Origin of the sequence: Streptomyces sp. NPDC058307, assembly GCF_042880295.1 — a bacterium.
Classification (GTDB): Bacteria; Actinomycetota; Actinomycetes; order Streptomycetales; family Streptomycetaceae; genus Streptomyces.
On the sequence record NZ_JBHVYZ010000019.1, the window covers coordinates 45,801 to 68,460 of the forward strand.

Annotated in this window: 24 protein-coding genes and 1 pseudogene; 12 read left to right on the top strand and 13 right to left on the bottom strand. The window is 67.9% G+C overall.

Going from position 1 to position 22,660, the window contains the following annotated elements:
• Nucleotides 1-855: 855 nt before the first annotated feature.
• The 4 genes from ACFVYN_RS16375 to ACFVYN_RS16390 all read right to left on the bottom strand — a co-directional run bounded on the left by ACFVYN_RS16375 (nt 856) and on the right by ACFVYN_RS16390 (nt 3,363).
• Nucleotides 856-1,293, bottom strand: coding sequence for an SsgA family sporulation/cell division regulator (locus ACFVYN_RS16375; RefSeq protein ID WP_389998392.1), 438 nt, complete (start codon nt 1,291-1,293; stop codon nt 856-858).
• 97 nt (nt 1,294-1,390) lie between these two features.
• On the bottom strand, nt 1,391-2,128 hold the full coding sequence (locus tag ACFVYN_RS16380) for an IclR family transcriptional regulator (protein WP_389998565.1): 738 nt from the start codon (nt 2,126-2,128) through the stop codon (nt 1,391-1,393).
• 546 nt (nt 2,129-2,674) lie between these two features.
• Entirely contained in the window at nt 2,675-2,887 is a 213-nt protein-coding gene (locus ACFVYN_RS16385; protein WP_389998395.1) for a DUF5326 family protein, read from the bottom strand.
• 158 nt (nt 2,888-3,045) lie between these two features.
• The gene (locus ACFVYN_RS16390; protein WP_389998398.1) at nt 3,046-3,363 is read right to left on the bottom strand and encodes a cupin domain-containing protein; all 318 of its coding nucleotides are present in this window, start codon (nt 3,361-3,363) and stop codon (nt 3,046-3,048) included.
• A 57-nt stretch (nt 3,364-3,420) separates the two neighbouring features.
• Here ACFVYN_RS16390 and ACFVYN_RS16395 point away from each other — a divergent pair, with 57 nt between their 5' ends.
• From ACFVYN_RS16395 to ACFVYN_RS16415, 5 genes are all read left to right on the top strand, one after another.
• On the top strand, nt 3,421-3,798 hold the full coding sequence (locus tag ACFVYN_RS16395) for a phage holin family protein (protein WP_389998401.1): 378 nt from the start codon (nt 3,421-3,423) through the stop codon (nt 3,796-3,798).
• Between the two features lie 6 nt (nt 3,799-3,804).
• On the top strand, nt 3,805-4,296 hold the full coding sequence (locus ACFVYN_RS16400) for a low molecular weight protein-tyrosine-phosphatase (RefSeq protein ID WP_389998404.1): 492 nt from the start codon (nt 3,805-3,807) through the stop codon (nt 4,294-4,296).
• Nucleotides 4,293-5,432, top strand: a complete 1,140-nt coding sequence (locus ACFVYN_RS16405; protein WP_389998407.1) for a cystathionine gamma-lyase — start codon at nt 4,293-4,295, stop codon at nt 5,430-5,432. The genes ACFVYN_RS16400 and ACFVYN_RS16405 overlap by 4 nt, the downstream gene beginning before the upstream one ends.
• Nucleotides 5,433-5,669: 237 nt before the next feature.
• Nucleotides 5,670-6,590, top strand: coding sequence for a LysR family transcriptional regulator (locus tag ACFVYN_RS16410; protein WP_389998410.1), 921 nt, complete (start codon nt 5,670-5,672; stop codon nt 6,588-6,590).
• An 88-nt stretch (nt 6,591-6,678) separates the two neighbouring features.
• The gene (locus tag ACFVYN_RS16415; RefSeq protein WP_389998413.1) at nt 6,679-7,161 is read left to right on the top strand and encodes an NUDIX domain-containing protein; all 483 of its coding nucleotides are present in this window, start codon (nt 6,679-6,681) and stop codon (nt 7,159-7,161) included.
• 12 nt (nt 7,162-7,173) lie between these two features.
• Here ACFVYN_RS16415 and ACFVYN_RS16420 read toward each other — a convergent pair whose 3' ends face one another.
• Together ACFVYN_RS16420 and ACFVYN_RS16425 are read right to left on the bottom strand one after the other, a co-directional pair.
• Nucleotides 7,174-8,628, bottom strand: coding sequence for a globin domain-containing protein (locus ACFVYN_RS16420; RefSeq protein WP_389998416.1), 1,455 nt, complete (start codon nt 8,626-8,628; stop codon nt 7,174-7,176).
• A 216-nt stretch (nt 8,629-8,844) separates the two neighbouring features.
• Nucleotides 8,845-9,477 (bottom strand): HAD family hydrolase, encoded by a 633-nt coding sequence (locus ACFVYN_RS16425; protein ID WP_389998419.1) that lies wholly within the window; start codon nt 9,475-9,477, stop codon nt 8,845-8,847.
• Nucleotides 9,478-9,685: 208 nt separating this feature from the next.
• Here ACFVYN_RS16425 and ACFVYN_RS16430 point away from each other — a divergent pair, with 208 nt between their 5' ends.
• Nucleotides 9,686-10,552 carry a GNAT family N-acetyltransferase gene (locus ACFVYN_RS16430; RefSeq protein ID WP_389998422.1) on the top strand — a complete coding sequence of 289 codons (867 nt, stop codon included), beginning with the start codon at nt 9,686-9,688 and terminating at the stop codon, nt 10,550-10,552.
• 82 nt (nt 10,553-10,634) lie between these two features.
• Here ACFVYN_RS16430 and ACFVYN_RS16435 read toward each other — a convergent pair whose 3' ends face one another.
• Nucleotides 10,635-11,843 (bottom strand): MFS transporter, encoded by a 1,209-nt coding sequence (locus ACFVYN_RS16435; protein WP_389998425.1) that lies wholly within the window; start codon nt 11,841-11,843, stop codon nt 10,635-10,637.
• A 145-nt stretch (nt 11,844-11,988) separates the two neighbouring features.
• Between ACFVYN_RS16435 and ACFVYN_RS16440 the strand changes: the two are divergent.
• Nucleotides 11,989-12,131: pseudogene (locus ACFVYN_RS16440) on the top strand (MarR family transcriptional regulator); the annotation flags it as partial.
• Between the two features lie 81 nt (nt 12,132-12,212).
• Complete coding sequence (locus ACFVYN_RS16445) at nt 12,213-12,665, top strand: GNAT family N-acetyltransferase (RefSeq protein WP_389998428.1); 453 nt, start codon at nt 12,213-12,215, stop codon at nt 12,663-12,665.
• Between the two features lie 89 nt (nt 12,666-12,754).
• On the opposite strand, the gene ACFVYN_RS16450 is transcribed toward ACFVYN_RS16445, so the two are convergent.
• A complete protein-coding gene (locus tag ACFVYN_RS16450; RefSeq protein ID WP_389998431.1) occupies nt 12,755-14,140 on the bottom strand; it encodes a serine hydrolase domain-containing protein in 1,386 nt (461 codons plus the stop codon).
• A gap of 341 nt (nt 14,141-14,481) precedes the next feature.
• A complete protein-coding gene (dnaB, locus tag ACFVYN_RS16455; protein WP_037707244.1) occupies nt 14,482-15,960 on the bottom strand; it encodes a replicative DNA helicase in 1,479 nt (492 codons plus the stop codon).
• Between the two features lie 460 nt (nt 15,961-16,420).
• Between dnaB and ACFVYN_RS16460 the strand changes: the two genes are divergently transcribed.
• Complete coding sequence (locus ACFVYN_RS16460) at nt 16,421-17,758, top strand: MATE family efflux transporter (protein WP_389998434.1); 1,338 nt, start codon at nt 16,421-16,423, stop codon at nt 17,756-17,758.
• Nucleotides 17,759-17,896: 138 nt separating this feature from the next.
• Here the strand turns inward: ACFVYN_RS16460 and rplI are convergent, their stop codons facing one another.
• The 4 genes from rplI to rpsF all read right to left on the bottom strand — a co-directional run bounded on the left by rplI (nt 17,897) and on the right by rpsF (nt 19,627).
• On the bottom strand, nt 17,897-18,343 hold the full coding sequence (rplI, locus tag ACFVYN_RS16465) for a 50S ribosomal protein L9 (protein ID WP_020134131.1): 447 nt from the start codon (nt 18,341-18,343) through the stop codon (nt 17,897-17,899).
• 18 nt (nt 18,344-18,361) lie between these two features.
• Complete coding sequence (gene rpsR / locus ACFVYN_RS16470; protein ID WP_003949403.1) at nt 18,362-18,598, bottom strand: 30S ribosomal protein S18; 237 nt, start codon at nt 18,596-18,598, stop codon at nt 18,362-18,364.
• A gap of 57 nt (nt 18,599-18,655) precedes the next feature.
• Complete coding sequence (locus tag ACFVYN_RS16475; RefSeq protein ID WP_389998436.1) at nt 18,656-19,261, bottom strand: single-stranded DNA-binding protein; 606 nt, start codon at nt 19,259-19,261, stop codon at nt 18,656-18,658.
• Between the two features lie 75 nt (nt 19,262-19,336).
• On the bottom strand, nt 19,337-19,627 hold the full coding sequence (gene rpsF / locus ACFVYN_RS16480; protein ID WP_007383258.1) for a 30S ribosomal protein S6: 291 nt from the start codon (nt 19,625-19,627) through the stop codon (nt 19,337-19,339).
• Nucleotides 19,628-19,891: 264 nt separating this feature from the next.
• Between rpsF and ACFVYN_RS16485 the strand changes: the two genes are divergently transcribed.
• From ACFVYN_RS16485 to ACFVYN_RS16495, 3 genes are all read left to right on the top strand, one after another.
• Nucleotides 19,892-20,206 carry a hypothetical protein gene (locus ACFVYN_RS16485; protein ID WP_352387166.1) on the top strand — a complete coding sequence of 105 codons (315 nt, stop codon included), beginning with the start codon at nt 19,892-19,894 and terminating at the stop codon, nt 20,204-20,206.
• A gap of 180 nt (nt 20,207-20,386) precedes the next feature.
• Nucleotides 20,387-21,508 (top strand): peptidoglycan bridge formation glycyltransferase FemX, encoded by a 1,122-nt coding sequence (femX, locus tag ACFVYN_RS16490; RefSeq protein WP_389998439.1) that lies wholly within the window; start codon nt 20,387-20,389, stop codon nt 21,506-21,508.
• Between the two features lie 74 nt (nt 21,509-21,582).
• On the top strand, nt 21,583-22,614 hold the full coding sequence (locus ACFVYN_RS16495) for an alanine racemase (RefSeq protein ID WP_389998441.1): 1,032 nt from the start codon (nt 21,583-21,585) through the stop codon (nt 22,612-22,614).
• Nucleotides 22,615-22,660 lie beyond the last annotated feature (46 nt).

Here is a 22,660-nt window from a genome sequence, read left to right on the forward strand (position 1 = left end):
ACGGCTCACGGCTCACGGCTCACGGCTCACGGCTCACGGCTCACGGCTCACGGCTCACGGCTGCCAACTGCCGTTCTTGGCCCGGGTTACCGGTTCCCGCCTCCCGGCGTGGGCCCCAGATCCGAGACTCCGCTCCAAGTCCACGGCTCCCGAGCTCCGATTCCGGGTTTCTCAGCTCCCGTCTCCCACCTACCGGCTCACGGCCCCACAGCCCCACAGCCCCACGGCTCCACGGCTCCACGGCCGTCAGATTCCGCTTCCGGTCCGGGTGCCCCTCCCGCCTTCGCCTGGCGGCTTCCCATTCCGGCCCAGCTCCCTGCTCCCGGCCCCCGCTCCCGGCCCCCGCTCCCGCCTCCCGGCCCCGGCTCCTGGGCTCCGCTCTGAGTCCCCGGCCCTCAGACTCCGGTTACGGACTTTCCGGGCGCCCCGTTCTCGGCTCCTACAGGGAGACTCGCTCGCCATAGAAGTTGTGTGCACGCACGATGGGCCCCATCGCATCCGTTCCCACGCCGCCCTCTCGCCACAAGCACGGCTCCCCCCACCGCCTCGGCGTTTCTGCGGCCCCCACGGTCCGATCGCCGGTCGCGGCCGTCAAGACTCGCCGCGTCCCTACCTCGGCGGAAGCACCAGGCCGGCTGATCCAACCTGACTCCGCCAGACCGACCCACCCCCGCGTGTCCGGCAGTCCGGCTCAGCGCCCTCTCCCGCCCTGCTGATCAGCAATCCCTCGCCGGCATCGATCAGTCACCCCATCCTGATTCGGTCGGAACCGCGTCCCGCCCCGCGACGGCAGAAGCGTTCCTGCACCCTCCCACCCCCCGACGGAGCAAACCGCCACCCCATCGCCGTAAGAGGTCAGCCCGCGCTCTGTTCCTCCGCCAGGATCCGGTCCAGCGCCTCGTCGAGATGCGTGTCGAAATCAGCCAGCGCGGTCTCCTGGCCCAGCGGCACCAACTTGTCGGTGCGGTCGAGGAACGCGATGATCGGTGCCGTCGACGAGCGGAACAGGGCCTGGTCGCCGCCGACCTGAAGCCTGATCAGGACATCGCCCAGCAGGTCAGAACCGGCGGGCGCCACCCGCACATCGCCCTCCCCGCAGGGCCGCCCGACCCCGTCGATCAGCAACTCGCGGCCGAAAGCCCAGGTCACCGGGGCATCGCCCGGGAGATGGAAGGTCAGCCGGACGGCGTAGGGATCGCAGGCCTCGTAGCGCAGCTCCACCGGAATACGGAAGGAGAGCTCTTCCGACACGAGAAAGCTCATCATGACCTCTGCCTGTACGGACTCGCGCATTGCCTACCCCGTCATCTGCCTTCGTCGGCCGAAATGATCCCTCTGATACTGGTGGCATCTTGCTGAAAGTGAGTGACAGATCACAAGGAGTGAGTTTTCAGATACTGATAGAGATCGCGAGCGAGCCCATCAGACGACCGATTTCCTCTTGCAATTGCTGGGTGGCGGCCAGCAACCGGTCCGCTTGATGGACGGGCAGCGAGATGGCCATCGTTGCAGCAGCATTACCCAGAGTGATCGGAAGCGCCGAGCACACGGTCCCCAGCGCGTACTCCTGACGCTCGATCACCGGGCTCATCCGCGCGGTCCGTTCCAGGCGCCGGAGCAGGCTGTGGCCGTCGCGGACGGTGTACGGCGTGATGGACTGCACGGGGTACCGGTCGAGGTGGTCGCGCCGGGCCTCGTCGTCGAGTTGGGCGAGCAGACACTGCCCGATGGCGTGCGCGTGCCCCGTCTCACGGAAGTCGGCCCACTCCTCGACCGCCGGGTTTCCGGGACTGTCGGAGACACAGAGGACCTCGATCTCGCCGTCCCGGTACTGGGCGTAGTACACCGGCACGCCGATCAGGTCGCGCCAGTACGCAAGTGCCTCGACGACGGTGCTGCGACGTTTCTGCTCGGCTCCGCTGCTGCTCAGCCGCTCGGCTGCCTCCCCGAGGAAGAACAAGCCCTTGTCGCGACGCAGATAGCCCTCGTGCACGAGGGTGCGCAGCAGGTGGTACGCCGTGGGGAGCGCCAGTCCGGTCTCGCGGGCCAGCTGTTTGGCGGGGGCTCCGTGCTCGTGCTCCGCGACGGATTCGAGCAGTCGCATCGCGCGCTGCACGGACCCGATCAGGGTCGCGGAATGGGCCTGTTCGGGTGTTTCGGAGGAGGGCACCGCGTGCCGCTGGACGGGGGCTGACGACCGTACAGGGCCCGTCGGCCGGGCGGGAGCGGATGGCTGTACGGGAGCCAGCGCCCGCACCGGGGCCGTCGGCCGGACACGAGCGGATGGCTGGACCGGGGCCGTCGGCCGGGCGGGAACAGATGGCTGTACCGAAGCTGGCGCCCGTACCGGAGCTGCCGGCTGGGCTGGAGCTACCGGACCTCCGGAAGCCGTCGGTCGTACCGAAGCCGTCGGCTGTGCCGGAGCCGTAGTCGAGCGGGCGTCGATCTGTGCGGGTGCGGTGTCAGCCGTGGCCAAGGGGCACTCCCGGAGCGCGAGGGGGCGGTCCGTGCGGGGAACACGGGTGGGGGTGTACTCCGCTCGCGGGGTCGTCCCCGCGTCGACTTCCGGACTTTAACGCTCCGCCACCACACGTATACGACCCGTACGGAAAACTTCCCTCGCCCGAGGGAACGGTGGATTCCTGTTACCGGTCGCCCCGCCCGCTCCGGACGCTCACCAGTCGCTGCGCGACGAGGAGCTCGACATGAACTTCCGTACGACGTAGACGAGTCCACCGACCAGGGCCACGAAGACCAGCAGCTTGAAGAGCAGGCCGATGACGAAGCCGACAACCGTGGCTATCAGCCCGCCGAACACGACCAGGGCGATGACCGGCACCGCGACCCACTTCACCCACCACGGCAACCCCGCGAAGATCTCTCCCATCGCACTCAACCTCTCTGCAGTCCGGCACTGTCCGGCCCCTCTGGTACCGGATCCACAATGTCCTGCACCCGATGCTAGGGCCGGGAGGTGCCGCTGCGGGGGCCTCGCACCCCTTGTCCTCCCCTGACTGATCCCCTAGGGAACCCCGAGGTGGCCGGTCAGCTCTCCGGGGGAGAGAAGACCACCATGACCCTGAGGTCCTCGCTGATGTGGTGGAACTTGTGGGCCACACCGGCCGGCACGTACACCACGCTGCCGCGCGCGACCTGGGTGGTCTCCATGCCCACGGTGATCGCCGCGCGACCGCTCACCACCAGGTAGACCTCGTCCTGGCGGTGCGGCTGCTGAGGGTCCTGCGCGCCCGCGTCGAGTGCGTACAGGCCGACGGACATGTTCCGCTCCCGCAGGAACTGGAGATAGGCGCCGTCGTTGGCGGCGCGCTCCGCCTCCAGCTCGTCCAACCGGAATGCCTTCATCGACTTCGTCCGCCCTCGTCGTACTCGTAACCGATCTCTTCTGCCACGATCAGACACATGAAGAATTTCCTAGTCAAGACGATCGCCAACGCGGGCGCCCTGGCGGTCGCCGTCTGGCTGCTCGACAAGATCACCCTGACCGGTGACAGCACCGGCAAGAAGGTCTGGACGCTGATCCTCGTCGCCCTGGTCTTCGGCCTGGTGAACTTCCTGATCAAGCCGATCGTGCAGCTCCTGACCTTCCCGCTGTTCATCCTGACGCTCGGCCTGTTCACGCTGATCGTCAACGCGCTGATGCTGCTGCTGACCTCGTGGCTCGCCGACAAGCTCGACCTGAGCTTCCACGTCGAGGGGTTCTGGACCGCCGTCCTGGGCGGCCTGATCATCTCGATCGTGTCCTGGGCCCTGCACATCGTCCTGCCCGACGAGGACTGAGGAGGCATGACCTACCGCGTCTGCTTCGTCTGCACGGGCAACATCTGCCGTTCCCCGATGGCCGAGTCGGTCTTCCGCGCCCGCATAGCGGAAGCCGGCCTGGACGCCCTGGTCGAGGTCGACAGTGCCGGTACGGACGGCTGGCACGAGGGCGACGGCGCGGACCCGCGCACCGTGTCCGTCCTGGAGGAGCACGGCTACAGCGGCGCCCATACGGCCCGGCAGTTCCGGTCCTCCTGGTTCTCCCGCCTCGACCTCGTCATCGCCCTCGATGCCGGCCACCTCAGGGCCCTTCGACGCCTCGCACCCACGCCGGAGGACGCCGGAAAGGTACGGCTGCTGCGTGCGTACGACCCCGCCGCGGGCGCCGACCTCGATGTTCCGGACCCGTATTACGGGGGCCTGGACGGCTTCGAGGAGTGCCTTGAGATGGTGGAAGCGGCGAGCGAGGGTCTGCTCGCCGAGGTGCGTGAACAGACGGAAGGACGAGTGGCATGAGCGACAGCGCTGCGGACACGGGAGAGGGCACGCGCGCGGTGCGGGCCGGACTGCCCGAGGCGGTCAAAAACGAACCGACCCTGCCCGGTCCGGCCTTCGCCGCCCACTTCCACCTGCCCGGCGAGGTCGACGGCCCGTACACCTATGGCCGCGACACGAATCCGAGCTGGAGCCTGCTGGAGCGTGCCATCGGCGAGCTGGAGGCGCCGGGGCAGGACGGGGTGGAGACGCTGGTCTTCGCCTCGGGCATGGCCGCCATCGCCGCCGTGCTCTTCTCGCAGCTGCGCGCCGGGGACACGGTCGTCCTGCCCAGCGACGGCTACCAGGTGCTTCCGCTGATCCGCGCCCAGCTGGAGGCGTACGGCATCGAGGTACGCACCGCCCCGACCGGCGGCGACGCCCAGCTCGACGCCCTGGACGGCGCGCGGCTGCTGTGGATCGAGAGCCCGTCCAACCCCGGGCTCGACGTGTGCGACATCCGGCGGCTCGTCGAGGCGGCACACGCGCGTGGAGCACTGGTCGCCGTCGACAACACGCTCGCCACACCGCTCGGACAGCGCCCGCTGGAGCTCGGTGCGGACTTCTCCGTCGCCAGTGGCACCAAGCAGCTCACGGGGCACGGAGACGTCCTCCTGGGGTACGTCACCGGCCGCGAGGGCGAAGCCGTGGACGCCGTCCGCCGCTGGCGGAAGATCGTCGGAGCGATCGCCGGGCCCATGGAGGCCTGGCTCGCCCATCGGTCGATCGCGACCCTTCAGATGCGAGTGGACCGGCAGAACGCGACCGCGCTCGTGCTCGCGCAGGCACTGCGGGAGCGGCCCGAGGTGAGCGGGCTGCGCTACCCGGGACTGCCCGACGACCCCTCGCACAAGATCGCGTCACAGCAGATGCGGCGCTATGGATGCGTGGTCTCCTTCACGCTGCCCACGCGTGCGTGTGCCGAGCGTTTCCTGGACGCCCTGCGGCTCGTGGACGACGCGACGAGCTTCGGCGGGGTGCGCTCGACTGCTGAGCGGCGGCGGCGCTGGGGCGGTGATGACGTGCCCGAGGGGTTCATCCGCTTCTCGGTCGGGGCGGAGGACCCCGAAGATCTGGTGGCGGATGTGCTGCGTGCGTTGGACAAGTCGGCCGACTGACCGTTTCAGCAGGTCTTCACGGCCGTCCGGCCATGTCCGGCTACGCACAACGGGCGGTCCGAGCCTCCCCCCTCGTGGCTCGGACCACCCCGGTTCCCGCGCGCGAAGAACCGCGCGAACAAGGCTAGTTGACTCTGTGTCAGTGTCCAATCACAGTAGCGACACAGGCCTATCGACATATTTATAGTGGGGCCCCTGCCCCGGGGCCGGGAAAGGGGCGGGGAGGGGGATGTCACCATGGATCTGGCCTTGCTGCGCACCTTCGTGACAGTGCACCGCTCCGGTTCCTTCACCCGCGCCGCCGCGCTGCTCGGGCTGTCCCAGCCGGCCGTCACCTCGCAGATCCGCACCTTGGAACGGCAGTTGGGACGCCCCCTGTTCCTAAGGCAGGCCCGCGGCGTGACCCCCACGACCATCGGTGACGAACTCGCCCACAAGGCCGCACCTCATCTCGACGCCCTGGTGGAGATCACCGAGACCGGCCTCGACGACGAGTCGTCCTTGCGCACGCTGCATCTCGCGGGGCCTCCCGAGTTCACCGCCGAGCGGGCACTGCCCGTCCTCACCGAGCTGACCGGCGAGGACGGCCAGGGCTTCGCTCTTCGGGCCTCCTTCGGGAACGCCGAGGAGACTCTGGAGGGTCTGGCCGCCGGGCATCATGATCTGGCCATCAGCACGGCCCGTCCACGGGGTGCGCTGCTCACCGCGAGCACACTCTGCGACGAGGAGCACGTCCTGGTCGCTGCCCCGAGCTGGGCCGACCAGCTCGGCTCAGGGGAGGCGGCCAAGACGCAGCCCGCGGTCAAGCGAGCCCCCGAGTTCGAGAACATGCCCGTGATCGAGGTGCACGAGTCGCTGCCCTTCGTCTCGCGCTACTGGGCGTCCGTCTTCGATTCCCGCCCTGCCGCACCGGGCACCGTCGTCGTCCCCGATCTGCGCGCCGTACTCGCCTGCGCGGTCGCGGGCGCCGGGCTCGCGGTGCTGCCCCGCTATCTGTGCGCGCCAGCACTGGAGCGCGGGGACGTCGTCGCACTGCACGAACCCCCCGTGCCCCCGCTGCGGACGTACTTCCTGGTGGTGCGCACCGGGACGCTGGCGATGCCGCATATCGCGCGGGCGCACGAATGGCTGCTGCGGGCGGCTGTCGACTGGTGCTGAGCAGGGATTTTGCGCTGCTCACCCAGCGAGCCCGGCCGGTGACACCTCGCGATGTTTCACGTGGAACCATCCGGGCCACATACCCCCCATGACCGTCCGACCCGTGGTCAAGCGCACCGCCCGCGCCGTTCTGCTCGACGGCGACGATCTGGTCCTGATCAAGCGCACCAAGCCCGGCATGGATCCTTACTGGCTGACTCCCGGTGGCGGAGTCGAGCCGACGGACACAACCGTCGTCGATGCCCTGCACCGCGAGGTGTACGAGGAGCTCGGCGCGAAGATCACCGACGTGGTGCCCTGCTTCGTGGACACCGTCGAGCACATCGGCGACGACGGTGGCGCGACCGGAGTGAAGGTGCAGCACTTCTTCGTCTGCCATCTGGAGTCGATGGACCCGTCCCTGCGGCACGGACCCGAAGTGGAAGAGCCCATCGGGGAGTACGAGATCGTCCGGGTGCCGTTCACCCGCGTCGGGATCGCCTCCGTCCACCTGGTCCCGCTGTCCCTGCGGCACTATCTCGACGGCAACATCGAGGGCGTACGGGCCATGCACGCACCGGACCTGGGCTGACTCCTCGCGAGGTCACTGGACGAGTTCCTCCACCGAGTCGTGGCGTATGCGTTCCGACGGGATCCCGAGGGACCTGAGCGTGTCCACACCGCTGCGGATCATGCCGGGCGGCCCCGAGAGGTAGGCGTCGTACTCGTGCCAGGGACCGTATGCGCGTACGGCGTCGGGGAGCTGGAGACGGGCCCGCTGGTCGACGACGGCGCGGACCGACAGCCAGGGGTGGGACTGCTGGAGCCTGAGCATCGTGTCGATGTCGTACAGGTCGTTGTCGGTGCGGGCTCCGTAGAAGACCTCGACCGATCGTCGTGCACCGTGTTCGGCCAGGTCCTCGACCAGCGCCTTGATCGGAGCTATGCCGGTACCGCCGCCCAGGCAGAGCAGTCCGCTGTCGGTGGTGTGGTCCACGGTCATGGACCCGGTGGGCGGACCGAGTCGGATGATGTCGCCGGGGCGGGCCCGGCGCACCAGGGCATTGGATACCCAGCCCGCGGGAACGGCCCTCACGTGGAACGACAGCAGCCCGTCCGAGCGAGGGGCGGAGGCGAAGGAGTAGTGCCGCCATATGCGCGGCCACCACGGCGTCTCCAGGCTGGTGTACTGGCCGGCGAGGAACGGATAGGGCTGGTCGGGCCGGACGGTGACGACGGCGACGTCCGGGGTTCTCAGGTCGTGCGAGACGACCTGCGCGTACCACCAGGCCGGGGCGCGCAGTTCGTCCGTGGCCGCCGCGTCGATCATCACCTGCGAGATCCTCGTGTACGCCCGGACCCAGGCCGCTTCGGTCTCCGTGTCCCAGCTGGCGGAGGCGTACTTGCTCAGCGCGCCGATGAGGCACTCCCCGACCGCCGGGTAGTGCTCGGCGCGAGTGCCGTACTTGCGGTGTCCCCGCCCCAGGCTCTGCAGGTACTCGACCAGGACCGGTGCGTTGTCGATGTGCTCGGCCGCCGTCAGCAGTGCCCTGAGCAGGCGGTCCCGCTGGGCCTCCATGGCGGCGGGGAACAGCGGGCGGAGATGGGGGTGGCGTACGAAGAGCAACGCGTAGAAGTACGACGTGACCTTCCCGGCGACAGGGGCGATCTCGGCCATGGTCCGGCGGATACGGACGGCGTCCGGGGAGGGCGGCTGGAGGATGTCCTGGTGCGGGAAGGAGCGGTGCACGGGGACCAGGGGGTACGCGGAAGGGACGCGTGCCGGCACTGTCGGGACCTGTGCCGGAGTGGACCATGGTGTCGGCAGGGCGGGTTTCTCCTCGGTGGGTGTCGCTTTCTCGAGGTCGGACTCCGTACCGGGCGGCGCTGTGGCCTGAGCCGGCGAGCCTTGTTCAGTGGCTGTCGGGGCTCCTGGAGAGGTGTCCGCGTCCGGCTGATGACGTGAAGCGAACCAGCTGCTTCCGCTCGCGCCCCCGGAAGTGTCGTTGTCAGCCGACATGGCGGTCGGAGCGTCCATGGTGTGCCTCGCCTCGAACATCTCTTGGTCGGTCTGCGGCCTTCCTCGGTCGGAAGATGCCCGCTTTCCCCCGCAGACGCATTGCTGCCGCGGCACCCTCACCGCAGCGTCCCACCGCGTACGAACCCCCTGGCCCATAACCACAAATACGGGCCTTCGATCTCCCCGTCCCGGTAGGCTGCATTGCCCCTACCACGGCCGCCACTCCGCACACAGGTGAACCGTGAATGGAATCAATTACCGAGCGTGGCGCACCAATTCATAGGCTTCCCACAGGTCCATGCCCTTGTAGGAGTGGGTCGAGATATCGGACAGATGATGGTCCGCGTTGACCGCCACCGAGATCGGCACCGCGGCGAACAGATCCTTGTCAGAGGATGAGTCGCCATAGGCAACGCAGTCGGCCCTTGTCACTCCGAACTGCCCGCACAGCCGGTCCGCGATCAGGACTTTGGCGGCGGCGCTGAGGGCTCCCGAAGGATCCACGGGCTCGGTGAAGGGAACGGCCGGAAAGCGGGACCCGTACGCGGCATGAGCTCCCCAACCGATGAGCCGCTCCACGAAGAAGGAGGGTGAGAGTGACACGACCGCGCAGTAGTCACCCTGTCCCCTGATCTCCGCCCAGACCTCTCGAATGCGGGTAAGCCACGGGGCACCCTCGAAGGCCGCGACGACGTGCGCCTCGGTCAGGGAAGCCCACAACGCGTACACCTGCTGTGCGTATTCGGACGGGCCTATCAGCCCGGCCCCGATCGCCTGATCGAGTGCCACCGTCTCGGCCTCAAGCCCGAGTTGCCGGGAAATCTGCACAGGTGCGCTGGTTCCATGCAGCAAAGTGCCGTCGAGGTCGAAAAGATGAAGTCTCGCCATGTTCCTGAGGTTAGTGGTCCATGCGATCGGCGAGGCGACACGGGTGCTTCTGGTCGATCATCGGACGGTCGTCGTTCTCCGATGTTTCACGTGAAACACCCGGCATCTGATCACGTGTTGTGCGCTTGGCTACGACATGGCCAAAAGCTCGTACGCGCCCCGGGAAACAGGTGGACGCCGAGGGCACACGTCGGACAGCCTGACCTGCGTGCCGACTCCTTCTCTCGCCGCTCTCCCCATCCGTCGTCTGACGCTTCGTGATCTCACCGACTGCGCGGACTTGTCCGAGGACCGGGGGTGGCCACGCGAGGAACACAAGTGGGGCCTCCTCCTCGCGGCCGGAAAGGGCTACGGCATCGACGACCCCGACGGAGGCCTCGTCACCGCCTGCGTGGTCACGGAGTACGGGCCCTACAGCGAGCCCGATCTGGGAGCGATCGGGATGGTGCTGGTCGCCGAACGGCACGCCCGGCAGGGCATCGGCCGTCGGCTCATGCGTCACATTCTGTCCGCGATGGGCACCACCCCGCTGACTCTTCACGCGACGCCCTACGGCCGCCCGCTCTACGAGGAACTGGGCTTCAAGGTCACCGGCCGGGCGGAGATGCTCCGCGGGCACTTCACTCCGGGCGGCCCGGCACCGACGGTGGACACGCGTGCGGCCACCGCCGAGGACCTCACCGCGATTCTCCGGCTCGACGAGGAGGTGCTCGGCACGGACCGCACCCACCTCATCACCCGGCTGCCTGCCTTCGCCGACCAGTTCCGCGTCGCCGAGGAGAACGGCCGGCTCATCGGATACGCGGCCGCCTGGCCCAACATGAGCACCCATGTCGTGGGCCCGCTGATCGCCCGTGACACCGAGACGGCCCAGGCACTTCTCACATCCCTCGCCGCCGGTACCGACCGTCCCCTGCGCACCGACATCGACGTACGGCACGAAGAGCTACGAGCGTGGGCCAAGGAACGCGGTCTGGCGTCGGTCACCTACAACTCGGTCATGACCTATGGGATCCCGGAGTTGCCGGGCGACTGGACTCGGCGGTTCGCTCCGCTGACGGTGGCCGCAGTCTGAGACCCGCCTGTACGACGGCGCCGGTGCCCCAAACCTCGGGGAACCGGCGCCATCGTCGTGCCCGGCTGTGGGCCACGCAATTTCAGTGGTGCAGCGCGGCCCGCTGCTCTGCGGGTGTCGCCCCTGCGACCACTGAGCTGGGAGCGCTGTCCCGGCGTTCCAGCGCGGCCGAGAGGAACGCGAGGAGAAGAGCCCCTGTGGCCAGGGCGGCTCCCACCCAGTTGGGGGCGGTGTAGCCGAAGCCGGCCGAGATGACCAGGCCGCCGAGCCAGGCGGAGAGGGCGTTGCCGAGGTTGAAGGCACCGATGTTGACGGCCGAGGCGAGCGTCGGGGCCTCGTGTGCCTGGTCGAGGACCCTCTTCTGGAGCGGCGGCACGGCGGCGAAGCCCAGGGCACCGATGAGAGCGATCGTGACGCCGGCCAGGACCTTGTGGTGTGCGGTGAAGGTGAAGAGGGCGAGCACAACGGCCAGAGCGCCCAGGGAGACGTACAGCAGGGGCATCAAGGCCCGGTCGGCGTACTTGCCGCCGACGAGGTTGCCGCCGACCATGCCGAGGCCGAAGAGGACCAGCAGCCAGGTCACCGAGCCGTCGGCGAAGCCTGCCACGTGGGTCATCATCGGCGCGATGTAGGTGATGGCAGCGAAGACACCCCCGAAGCCGAGGACGGTCATCGCCATGGCGAGCAGCACCTGGGCGTTCTTGAAGGCGGCCAGTTCGTGACGCAGGCGTACGCCCTCCGGCCTGGGCATGTCGGGGACGAGCCTGGCGATGCCGACCAGGCCGACGACTCCGAGGGCAGCGACGATCGTGAACGTGAGGCGCCAGCCGGCACTCTGGCCGATCAGTGTGCCCAGCGGGACGCCGACGACATTGGCGACGGTCAGGCCGGTGAACATCATCGCGATGGCTCCGGCCTTCTTGTCCGGGGCAACCAGGTCGGCGGCGACGACCGAACCGATCCCGAAGAACGCTCCATGGGCGAGGGAGGCGACCACGCGTCCGATCAGCATGACGGTGAAGGCCGGGGCGAGGGCGGAGAGCAGGTTGCCGACGACGAACAGCCCCATCAGCAGCATCAGCATCCGCTTGCGGGAGATCTTGGTACCGAGGGCGGTCATCAGCGGGGCGCCGAACACGACGCCGAGCGCGTAGCCCGTGACCAAGAAGCCGGCGGTGGGAATGGGGACTCCGAAGTCGTCCGCGACCTCGGGCAGCAACCCCATGATCACGAACTCGGTCGTTCCGATTCCGAAGGCCCCGATCGCAAGGGCCAGAAGCGCGAGCGGCATGGGGGGTGACACCTTCCCAGACGATTGCATGAGCACGTAGCGCTCTACCACAATAATTGCATACGCGCTATATATGCAAACGCCACTAATTTCGCTGGGTTCCTGCTCGCCGAGCCACTTCAGGACGGAGTGGCGGTAGGGCCCCATGACTGCCACAGACCCCGCGCTGATCGCCCTCTCCCAGAGCTGGTGCGCGCTCTCCCTGCTGCGTGGACGGGATCGAGGCGCGGCCAGGGCGGACACCTGCAGATGAAGCAAGTCGCCGACGCCGACGCCGTCAGCCAGACCCTCCTCGAACAAGTCCGCGCCCTGGAGGCTGTCCGCATACCTGTGGTGCCGTCACACGAGTGTCCCGCATAGGGTTCGAGCATGGGAGATCTTGATATTCGGCCCGCCACGACGGACGACGTCTCCGCGATCGTCGCCATGCTCGCCGACGACCCCCTGGGTGCCCAGCGGGAGTCCCCCGACGACCTGCAGCCCTATCTGGCCGCACTGGAGCGCCTCTCCTCCGACCCGAACCAGCATGTGGTCGTCGCGACGCGGGAGGATCGCGTGGTCGGCACGCTTCAGCTCACCATCGTTCCGGGACTGTCCCGACGCGGTGCCACCCGATCGATCATCGAAGGGGTGCGCATCCACGCCGACGAGCGTGGCAGTGGACTCGGGTCCCGGCTCATCGAGTGGGCGATCGACGAATCCCGCCGCCAGAACTGCCAGTTGGTGCAGCTGACGTCGGACAACACACGCACGGACGCCCACCGCTTCTACGAACGCCTCGGTTTCACTGCCTCACACGTGGGCTTCAAGCTGGCCCTTTGACCGTCCTCCACGGTCCTCTCCCCACTGCACAACAAGACGCCCTGTTTCACGTGAAACAGGGCGCCACTCAGTCGATCGGGCACGGACGTCTAGCCGATGCCTCGCCACCCCTCCGGATCCACTCCACCCGGCACGCAAGCCCCCTCCGCGTACGGCTGTCGAGTGAACACGAACGAACCGAGGTCCAGGTGGTCCACGGATCCGTCAGGCCGCCGTACGGCCTTCAGGAGCTCCCCCTGGAAGTAGCCCTCCAAGCCCGTCCAGGTGCCGTCGCCGTTGCCCCGGAACCGCGAACGCCGGCCTGTTCCCGAAAGCGGCTCCAGTGAGACAAGTCCGTCCGCCGTCAGCCGTAGGGCGAATCCATGCGTTCCCCAGTACCACTGGCCCGCCAACTCCACCGTGGACGCATCGCCTTCGCGCATCGGGCGCCAGGGCTCGGGGATCCTGGGCTCTGCCTCGGCGACGATCCGTACCAGATCGGACCCCACGACGGACAGCAGCGGCCCTGACGTGCAGTTGGCCAGCACGACCGCGGCGACATCGTCCGCCACACTGATCGTGAGGTTCGCGAGGAACCCCGGCAGCGAGCCCGAATGGCCCACGAGCAGCCGTCCGTCACGGTGCTGGATCTGCAATCCGAGCCCGTACGTGGCACCGTCGGCGAGTTCCCCCGTCCCGGCCGGTGCCGCGGGCGTGCGCATCTCGCGCACGGTCTCCGCGCACAGCACCCGATCGTCGCCGTTCGCCAGGAAGACCGCGAAGCGGGCCAAGTCCGCTGTGGTGGACCAGAGTTGCCCGGCAGGAGCCATCAGCCCGAGGTCCTCAGAAGGCTCGGGCAGCATCACATCGGCCCACGGATGGACCGCCCAGCCACCCGCATGCGGTGCTTCCGGACGGCCGCTCGTGCGGTCGAGACCCAGAGGTACGAGTACTTCACGCCGGAGCACCTCCTCCCACGGAGCCCCGCGCAGCTTCTCGACGAGTGCTCCCAGCAGCGTGTAGCCCGGGTTCGAATAATGGAAGAGGCGCCCGACCGGATGCAGGAAGGGCTGCTCGCCCAGTACGTCGGCGAGTTCGGGACGCAGCGCCCCTGAGGTGCGCTCCCACCAGGGCGCCGGGGACTCCGCCGCCAATCCACCGGTGTGGGCGAGGAGTTCTGCGACGGTGGCCTCCCCCGCTCCCGTGCCGGGTACGTGTTTCTCCAGCGGATCGCCGAGGTCGATCAGCCCCTCGTCACGCAGTCGCAGGACGAGGACGGCAGTGAAGGTCTTGGTGATCGAGCCGATGCGGTACTGCACGTTCTCGTCCGGGCCGTGCCCGTCCACCGAGGTACGCGCCCCGCGCCACACGGTCCGTCCGTCCCGCACGACCTCCGCGACCAGTGAGGGTGCTCTCCCCTCCGCCTGGGCCACGGCGATCCGGTGCAGCAGCGCCCGGCGCGTGCCGGGGAGCAGCTCTTCCTGAGATGTCGTCATGCCCTCAGTCCATCCCGCGGGGTGAGCGGGCGTCGACTTCTTTAACCCTGGAGAGATTCTGGACGGTCGACCGACGGCTCCCGTCTCAAGGCCGTGTCATTTCCTGGTCGAACATTCGGCGGACCTGGGCGGCGATGGCAGGCGCGATTTTCGAGCGCGTGGTGTCCACGGTGATGACAGGGCCGTAGCCGAGCGGCCGACCGTAGTGGGTGAGCACCTCCGGCGTGAGCTAGCGGACCACATGGCCCCCGTGCGTGGTGGACGCCCGCTCGACGTAGCGACGAACGGCCTCCTCCAACGCACACAAGCAGTGAGCGACAGGATGCGACGGCGGACCGACATCAGGTCTGCGCCATGTCCACAAAGCGAGAGTAGTGGCCCTGGAAGGCAACGGTGATCGTCGCCGTCGGGCCGTTACGGTGCTTGCCCACGATGATGTCCGCCTCGCCGGCGCGTGGCGACTCCTTCTCGTAGGCGTCCTCGCGGTGCAGCAGGATCACCATGTCGGCGTCCTGCTCGATGGAGCCGGACTCACGCAGGTCGGACACCATGGGCTTCTTGTCCGTGCGCTGCTCGGGACCACGGTTGAGCTGCGAAAGCGCGATGACCGGGACCTCCAGCTCCTTGGCGAGGAGCTTGAGGTTACGGGACATGTCCGAGACCTCCTGCTGACGGCTCTCCGAGCGCTTGGAACCGCCGGCCTGCATGAGCTGCAGATAGTCGATGATCACCAGCTTGATGTCGTTGCGCTGCTTCAGGCGGCGGCACTTCGCCCGGATCTCCATCATCGACAGGTTCGGGGAGTCGTCGATGTAGAGCGGCGCGGAGGACACCTCGGGCATCCGGCGCGCCAGCCGGGTCCAGTCCTCGTCCGTCATGGTGCCCGAGCGCATGTGGTGGAGGGCCACCCGCGCCTCGGCCGACAGGAGACGCATCGCGATCTCGTTGCGCCCCATCTCGAGGGAGAAGATGACGCTGGCCAGGTTGTGCTTGATCGAGGCCGCACGGGCGAAGTCCAGCGCGAGGGTGGACTTGCCCATGGCGGGACGGGCCGCGATGACGATCATCTGGCCCGGGTGCAGGCCGTTGGTGAGCGAATCGAGGTCGGTGAAGCCGGTCGGCACCCCGGTCATCTCGCCGCTGCGCGAGCCGATCGCCTCGATCTCGTCGAGCGCGCCCTCCATGATGTCGCCGAGCGGCAGGTAGTCCTCACTGGTGCGCTGTTCGGTGACCGCGTAGATCTCGGCCTGGGCGCGATTCACGATCTCGTCGACGTCGTCGTCTGCCGCGTACCCCATCTGGGTGATGCGCGTCCCCGCCTCGACCAGGCGCCGCAGGACCGCACGCTCGTGGACGATCTCCGCGTAGTACTCGGCGTTCGCGGCCGTCGGCACGGTCTGGACGAGAGTGTGCAGATACGATGCGCCGCCGACCTTGTTGATCTCGCCGCGCTTGGTGAGCTCGGCGGCGATCGTGATGGGGTCGGCCGGCTCGCCCTTGGCGTAGACGTCCAGGATCGCCTGGAAGATCGTCTCGTGGGCGGGCTTGTAGAAGTCGTGGCCCTTGATGACCTCGACCACGTCCGCGATGGCGTCCTTGGACAGGAGCATGCCGCCGAGGACGGACTGCTCCGCGTCCAGGTCCTGGGGCGGGACCCGCTCGAAGGCGGTGCCTCCGCCGTCCCACTCGCCGGTGTCCCTGCCGCGGTCGTGCTGTTCGTCACGCCCCCGGCCTCCGTCGCCGCGGCGACGCGAGGAAGGCAGACGATCACTGGGACCGCTGTCGGCCCAGGGGTCGTCCAAGGGCTCGGAAATACTCACCGAGCCACCTCCTCCCGTCCGCCGAGCGGACCCTCGCCGTGCTTCTCAGTTCTACGGCACGGCACTGACAAATGAGACGCCCAACTCCGGTTCTGGCGCGTCGGTTTTGTGATGGTTTCCAGGCCGACGGACGGAGTGGGCGCCGGTCCACGGTAGGCCCGCGGGCACCGTCAGCCAATCTGGTTATCCACAGGCCATGTGGACGACGGCCCGGATGCTGTGGAGAACTCCGCAAAACCTGTGCACGACCCGGTGGACAACCCTGTGAACAAGCTCCGCACCCTTCTTATAAACCTGCCCTGACCTGCATCTTCGTCGTCCACCGGCTGTGCAGGAGAAAAACTTTCCCGGTCGGCTCAAGATCAGTTCGAACTGTACACAGCGGCGCGCACCCTCCGAACACGAGTAAGGGTCTAATCTACATTGCATCTCTTACCTGTGGACGATTAGATTGGTGCACATGACACAGGCGTCCGCGATCCCCAAGGCCACCCGGAGACTGCACGACCGCGAGATCGTCGCACTCGCCGTTCCGGCCTTCGGCGCGCTCGTCGCCGAGCCCCTCTTCGTCATGGCCGACAGCGCGATCGTCGGTCATCTGGGCACCGCCCAACTCGCCGGTCTCGGCATTGCCTCGGCCCTCCTCACGACGGCCGTCAGCGTCTTCGTCTTCCTCGCCTACGCCACCACGGCCGCCGTCGCCCGGCGTGTGGGAGCCGGCGATCTCCAGGCGGCCATCCGCCAGGGCATGGATGGCATCTGGCTGGCGCTGCTGCTCGGTGCCGCCGTCATCGCCGCCGTCCTGCCCGCCGCCCCGTCGATCGTCGCGCTCTTCGGTGCCTCTGACACCGCTGCTCCCTACGCCACCACCTATCTGCGGATCTCGGCCCTCGGTATCCCTGCCATGCTGGTGGTGCTCGCTTCGACCGGCGTACTCCGCGGGCTGCAGGACACCAGGACTCCGCTCTATGTCGCCATCGCCGGGTTCGTAGCCAACGGCGCTCTGAACGTAGGGCTCGTCTACGGCGCCGACCTCGGCATCGCGGGGTCCGCCTGGGGCACAGTCATCGCCCAGTGCGGCATGGCCACCACCTATCTCGTGGTCGTCGTCCGCGGAGCGCGCAGGCACGGCGCCTCTTTGCGCCCTGACGCCGCCGGGATCAGGGCCTCCGCCCAAGCCGGGGTCCCTCTGCTGGTTCGCACGCTTTCCTTGAGGGCGATCCTGATGATCGCCACAGCCGTCGCAGCCCGTCTGGGGGATGCCGACATCGCCGCCCACCAGATCATCCTGTCCCTGTGGAGCCTGCTCGCCTTCGCGCTGGACGCCATCGCGATCGCCGGCCAGGCCATCATCGGGCGCTACCTGGGCGCCGACGACACCGAAGGCGCTCGCCAGGCATGCCGTCGGATGGTCGAGTGGGGCATCGCAGTGGGGGTCGTTCTCGGCGTGATGGTCGTACTCTCCCGACCGCTTTTCCTTCCGCTGTTCACCAGCGACCCGACGGTCAAGGACATCGCTCTGCCCGCTCTGGTGATCGTGGCTCTCTCCCAGCTGGTCTGTGGAGTTGTCTTCGTCCTGGACGGCGTACTGATGGGAGCGGGCGATGGGCCGTACCTCGCCTGGGCCATGGTGATCACGCTGGCCGTCTTCGCCCCGGTAGCACTGCTCGTGCCCGTACTGGGTGGCGGACTCACCGCACTGTGGGCAGCGATGACACTGATGATGGTGATCCGCATGCTGACACTCTGGCTGCGAACCCGCTCAGGCCGCTGGATCGTCACCGGCGCGACCCGCTGACCGTTTCACGTGAAACATCGTGGGCCCGTCACGTTTCACGTGAAACACCACCCGCTCCACCAGGGCTCCTGGCATGCAAGAGGGGCCGTACCCCATGGGCACGGCCCCTCTCACCACTGCTCAAGACAACCGCAGCCGTCAGGCCGCGACGACCTCGATGTTGACCTTGGCGGCAACCTCGGGGTGCAGACGCACGGACGTCTCGTGGGCGCCCAGGGTCTTGATCGGCGAGCCCAGCTCGATGCGGCGCTTGTCGACCTCGGGGCCACCGGAAGCCTTGATCGCGGAAGCGATGTCGGCCGGGGTGACGGAACCGAAGAGACGACCGGCGTCGCCGGAGCGAACGGCCAGGCGGACCTTGACGCCTTCGAGCTGGGCCTTCACCTGGTTGGCCTGCTCGATGGTCTGGATCTCGTGGATCTTGCGAGCACGACGAATCTGCTCGACGTCCTTCTCGCCGCCCTTGGTCCAGCGGATCGCAAAGTTCCGCGGGATCAGGTAGTTGCGAGCGTAACCGTCCTTGACGTCGACGACGTCGCCCGCGGCACCGAGGCCGGAGACCTCGTGGGTGAGGATGATCTTCATTAGTCGGTCACCCTTCCCTTATCGCGCGGTGGAGGTGTAGGGCAGCAGCGCCATCTCACGGCTGTTCTTGACGGCCGTGGCGACGTCACGCTGGTGCTGCGTGCAGTTGCCGGTCACGCGGCGGGCACGGATCTTGCCGCGGTCGGAAATGAACTTCCGCAGCATGTTCGTGTCCTTGTAGTCCACGTACGTGACCTTGTCCTTGCAGAAAGCGCAGACCTTCTTCTTAGGCTTGCGCACAGGCGGCTTCGCCATGGTGTTTCTCCTGTGTGATCAAGAAGTGTGGGTACGACCCACCCCTCGGCCCGAGGCCTAGAAGGGGGGCTCGTCCGAGTAGCCGCCGCCACCGCCGCTGCCGCCGGAGTTTCCACCCCAGCCGCCGCCGCTGCCGCCGCCCGCGTTCCCACCGGCGGGGGTGCCGGTCGCCCAGGGGTCGTCAGCGGGAGCGCTGCCACCCTGCTGACCGCCGCCGGGGCCACCGCCCCAGCCGCCGCCAGCCTGGCCACCGGCGCCACCGCCGTTGAAACCGCCCTGACCACCACGACCGGCACCGCCGGCCGTCTTGGTGACCTTGGCCGTGGCACTGCGCAGGCTGGCGCCGACTTCCTCGACGTCCAGCTCGTAGACCGTGCGCTTGACGCCCTCACGGTCCTCGTAGGACCGCTGCTTCAGCCGGCCCTGCACGATGACGCGCATGCCTCGCTGGAGCGACTCGGCGACGTTCTCCGCCGCCTGACGCCAGACCGAGCAGGTCAGGAACAGGCTCTCGCCGTCCTTCCACTCGTTCGTCTGACGGTCGAAGGTGCGGGGGGTGGACGCGACACGGAACTTCGCGACCGCCGCACCGGAAGGGGTGAAGCGCAGCTCGGGGTCATCGACAAGATTGCCGACGACCGTGATGACGGTCTCGCCTGCCATGGGGAACCTCTCGGCGGGTTTGCTCTGGCTGCTTGGTTGCTGCTACTCGAATCCCGGGATCAGCTGAGCGGAAGCTCAGTGGGTCTCGGGGCGGAGGACCTTGGTCCGGAGGACCGACTCGTTCAGGTTCAGCTGGCGGTCGAGCTCCTTGACGACCGCAGGCTCGGCCTGCAGGTCGATGACCGAGTAGATGCCCTCGGGCTTCTTCTTGATCTCGTACGAGAGCCGACGACGGCCCCAGGTGTCGACCTTCTCCACCTTGCCGTTGCCCTCACGGACGACGGAGAGGAAGTTCTCGATCAGGGGGGCGACAGCGCGCTCCTCCAGATCGGGGTCGAGGATGACCATCACTTCGTAGTGACGCATGTGGAACCCACCTCCTTTGGACTCAACGGCCACGGTCGTTCCGTGGCAGGAGGGTTGTGATGCGTACGCAACGGTATCGGCCGCCACTGACAATCGGGGCTTCCTCGCGGTAGCTCCGGTCGTGACATGGGCAGACACCCTGCAGACGGTACAGACTACCCGCACACCGGCTTCCGGTTGAAATCCGGCCCCCAGGACGGTCACTCTGTACAACATCGGGTGTGTATGGCGCTACCATGCGCCGTCTTCCGCAGGAGGTGCCCTATGGCACAGGCAATGCGACCCAACACCGCCGGCGGCCTTTTCGCCACGGACGGAAAGTCCCATCCCCTCCAGGACACGCTGCTCGCGGTGACCCTGGTGCTGGGCATCACGGCGTTCGTCTCGGCGATGTTCCACAACCTGCACCTGCTCAGCTCCTGGACCGGCCTGGTGGGCATCCTCACCGGTGCCTACGGCCAGTGGGTGTCGGAGACGACCCGGGAGCGCTTCGGGCTGATCCTGGGCCTCGGCGCGGCCGCGGTCGGATTCTTCCTCGGCATGGCGCACGGCGGCCTCTTCGGCGGGGTCATCAACTGACGCCACGGGCACCGTCCCCTCAACACCACCCAAAGCACCGCGGAACGCCTCAGCGGCCCATGAGCCGGGGCGCAGGTTCCGTACGCCCAGTCTGGGCGCTCGCGGGGCGCAGTAGGCTTCGGCGCGAGAGCCGGAGCCCCTGTACCCATGGGGACACACCAGCCCGAGGAGCGCCCCACAATGAGCCTGACCCTGAGGACGATCAGTCGCGAGCAGCATCTGGCGTACATCCAGAGCCTGCCCTCGGCGAGCCACATGCAGGTTCCGGCCTGGGCAGACGTCAAGGCGGAGTGGCGCTCCGAGAGCCTCGGCTGGTTCGACGAGAAGACCGGCGAGCTGGTCGGCGCGGGTCTGGTCCTCTACCGTCAGCTGCCCAAGATCAAGCGCTACCTGGCCTATCTGCCCGAGGGCCCCGTCATCAACTGGTTCGCGCCGAATCTGACCGAGTGGCTGGAACCGATGCTCGCGCACCTCAAGCACCAGGGCGCCTTCTCGGTGAAGATGGGTCCGCCGGTGATCATCCGGCGCTGGGAGGCCACCTCCATCAAGGCCGGCATCCAGAACCCGGACGTGAAGCGCCTGCGTGACATCGAGGCCGACTTCATCGAGCCACGCGCCTTCGAGGTCGCCGACAAGCTGCGGCGGATGGGCTGGCAGCAGGGCGAGGACGGGGGAGCCGGCTTCGGTGACGTGCAGCCCCGCTATGTCTTCCAGGTGCCGCTCGCGAACCGCTCCCTGGAAGAGGTCCACAAGAACTTCAACCAGCTGTGGCGCCGCAACATCAAGAAGGCCGAGAAAGCCGGCGTCGAGGTCGTCCAGGGCGGTTACCACGACCTCGAGGAATGGCAGCGGCTGTACGAGATCACGGCGGTGCGCGACCACTTCCGGCCCCGCCCGCTGTCGTACTTCCAGCGCATGTGGACGGCCCTCAACAGCGAGGACCCCAACCGGATGCGGCTGTACTTCGCCCGGCACGAGGGTGTGAACCTGTCGGCGGCGACCATGCTGATCGTCGGCGGCCACGTCTGGTACTCCTACGGTGCATCCGACAACATCGGCCGCGAGGTCCGGCCCTCGAACGCGATGCAGTGGCGGATGCTGCGTGACGCCTACGCGCTCGGCGCGACCGTCTACGACCTGCGCGGCATCTCCGACTCGCTGGACGAGACCGATCACCTCTTCGGTCTGATCCAGTTCAAGGTGGGCACAGGCGGTGAGGCCGCCGAGTACCTCGGTGAGTGGGACTTCCCACTCAACAAGCTGCTCCACAAGGCTCTCGACATCTACATGTCGCGCCGCTGATGTCTCGCTCTTCGCTTCAATAGTTCGCATACCTCTGATACACCGCAGCCACTAGAAAGGTTCCGGGTCCGGCCATGGCGCTCACGCTCTACGTCGACACCGCGCGCTGGCGGGCGCACCACAAGCACGTGCAGGAGCAGTTCCCTGGGCTCGTCCCGGTCTGCAAGGGCAACGGCTACGGCTTCGGACACGAGCGGCTGGCGGAGGAGGCCACCCGGCTCGGGTCGGACGTCCTGGCCGTCGGCACGACCTACGAGGCCGCGCGGATCAAGGACTGGTTCGGCGGTGACCTGCTGGTGCTGACGCCGTACCGGCGCGGCGAGGAACCCGTTCCGCTGCCCGACCGCGTCATCCGCTCGGTGTCGTCGATCGACGGTGTCTACGGCCTTGTGGGCGCCCGCGTCGTCATCGAGGTGATGTCCTCGATGAAACGGCACGGCATCAGCGAGCAGGACCTGCCGCAACTCCACGCCGCCATAGAGAACGTCCGCCTCGAGGGTTTCGCGCTCCACCTGCCGCTTGACCGCACCGACGGCTCGGACGCCGTCGAGGAGGTCATCGGCTGGATGGACCGGCTGCGCGCGGCCCGGCTGCCGCTGCACACCCTGTTCGTCAGCCACCTCAAGGCCGAGGACCTCGCCCGGCTGCAGCAGCAGTTCCCGCAGACCCGCTTCCGCGCCCGCATCGGCACGCGGCTGTGGCTCGGGGACCACGAGGCCACCGAGTACCGCGGCGCCGTCCTGGACGTCACCCGCGTCTCCAAGGGGGACCGGTTCGGCTACCGGCAGCAGAAGGCGGCCTCCGACGGCTTCCTGGTCGTTGTGGCGGGCGGTACCTCGCATGGCGTGGGCCTGGAGGCCCCGAAGGCCCTGCATGGCGTCATGCCACGCGCCAAGGGCGTCGCCCGGGCCGGCCTGGCCACGGTCAACCGGAACCTTTCTCCGTTCGTCTGGGGCGGCAAGCAACGCTGGTTCGCCGAACCGCCGCACATGCAGGTCTCCATCCTGTTCGTGCCCTCGGACGCCCCGGAGCCGAAGGTCGGCGAGGAGCTGGTGGCCCATCTGCGGCACACCACCACCCAGTTCGACCGGATCGTCGATCGCTGAACGCTTGAGAACTGCTTGCGAAAAGGCCGTACACGGAGGCTTCCGT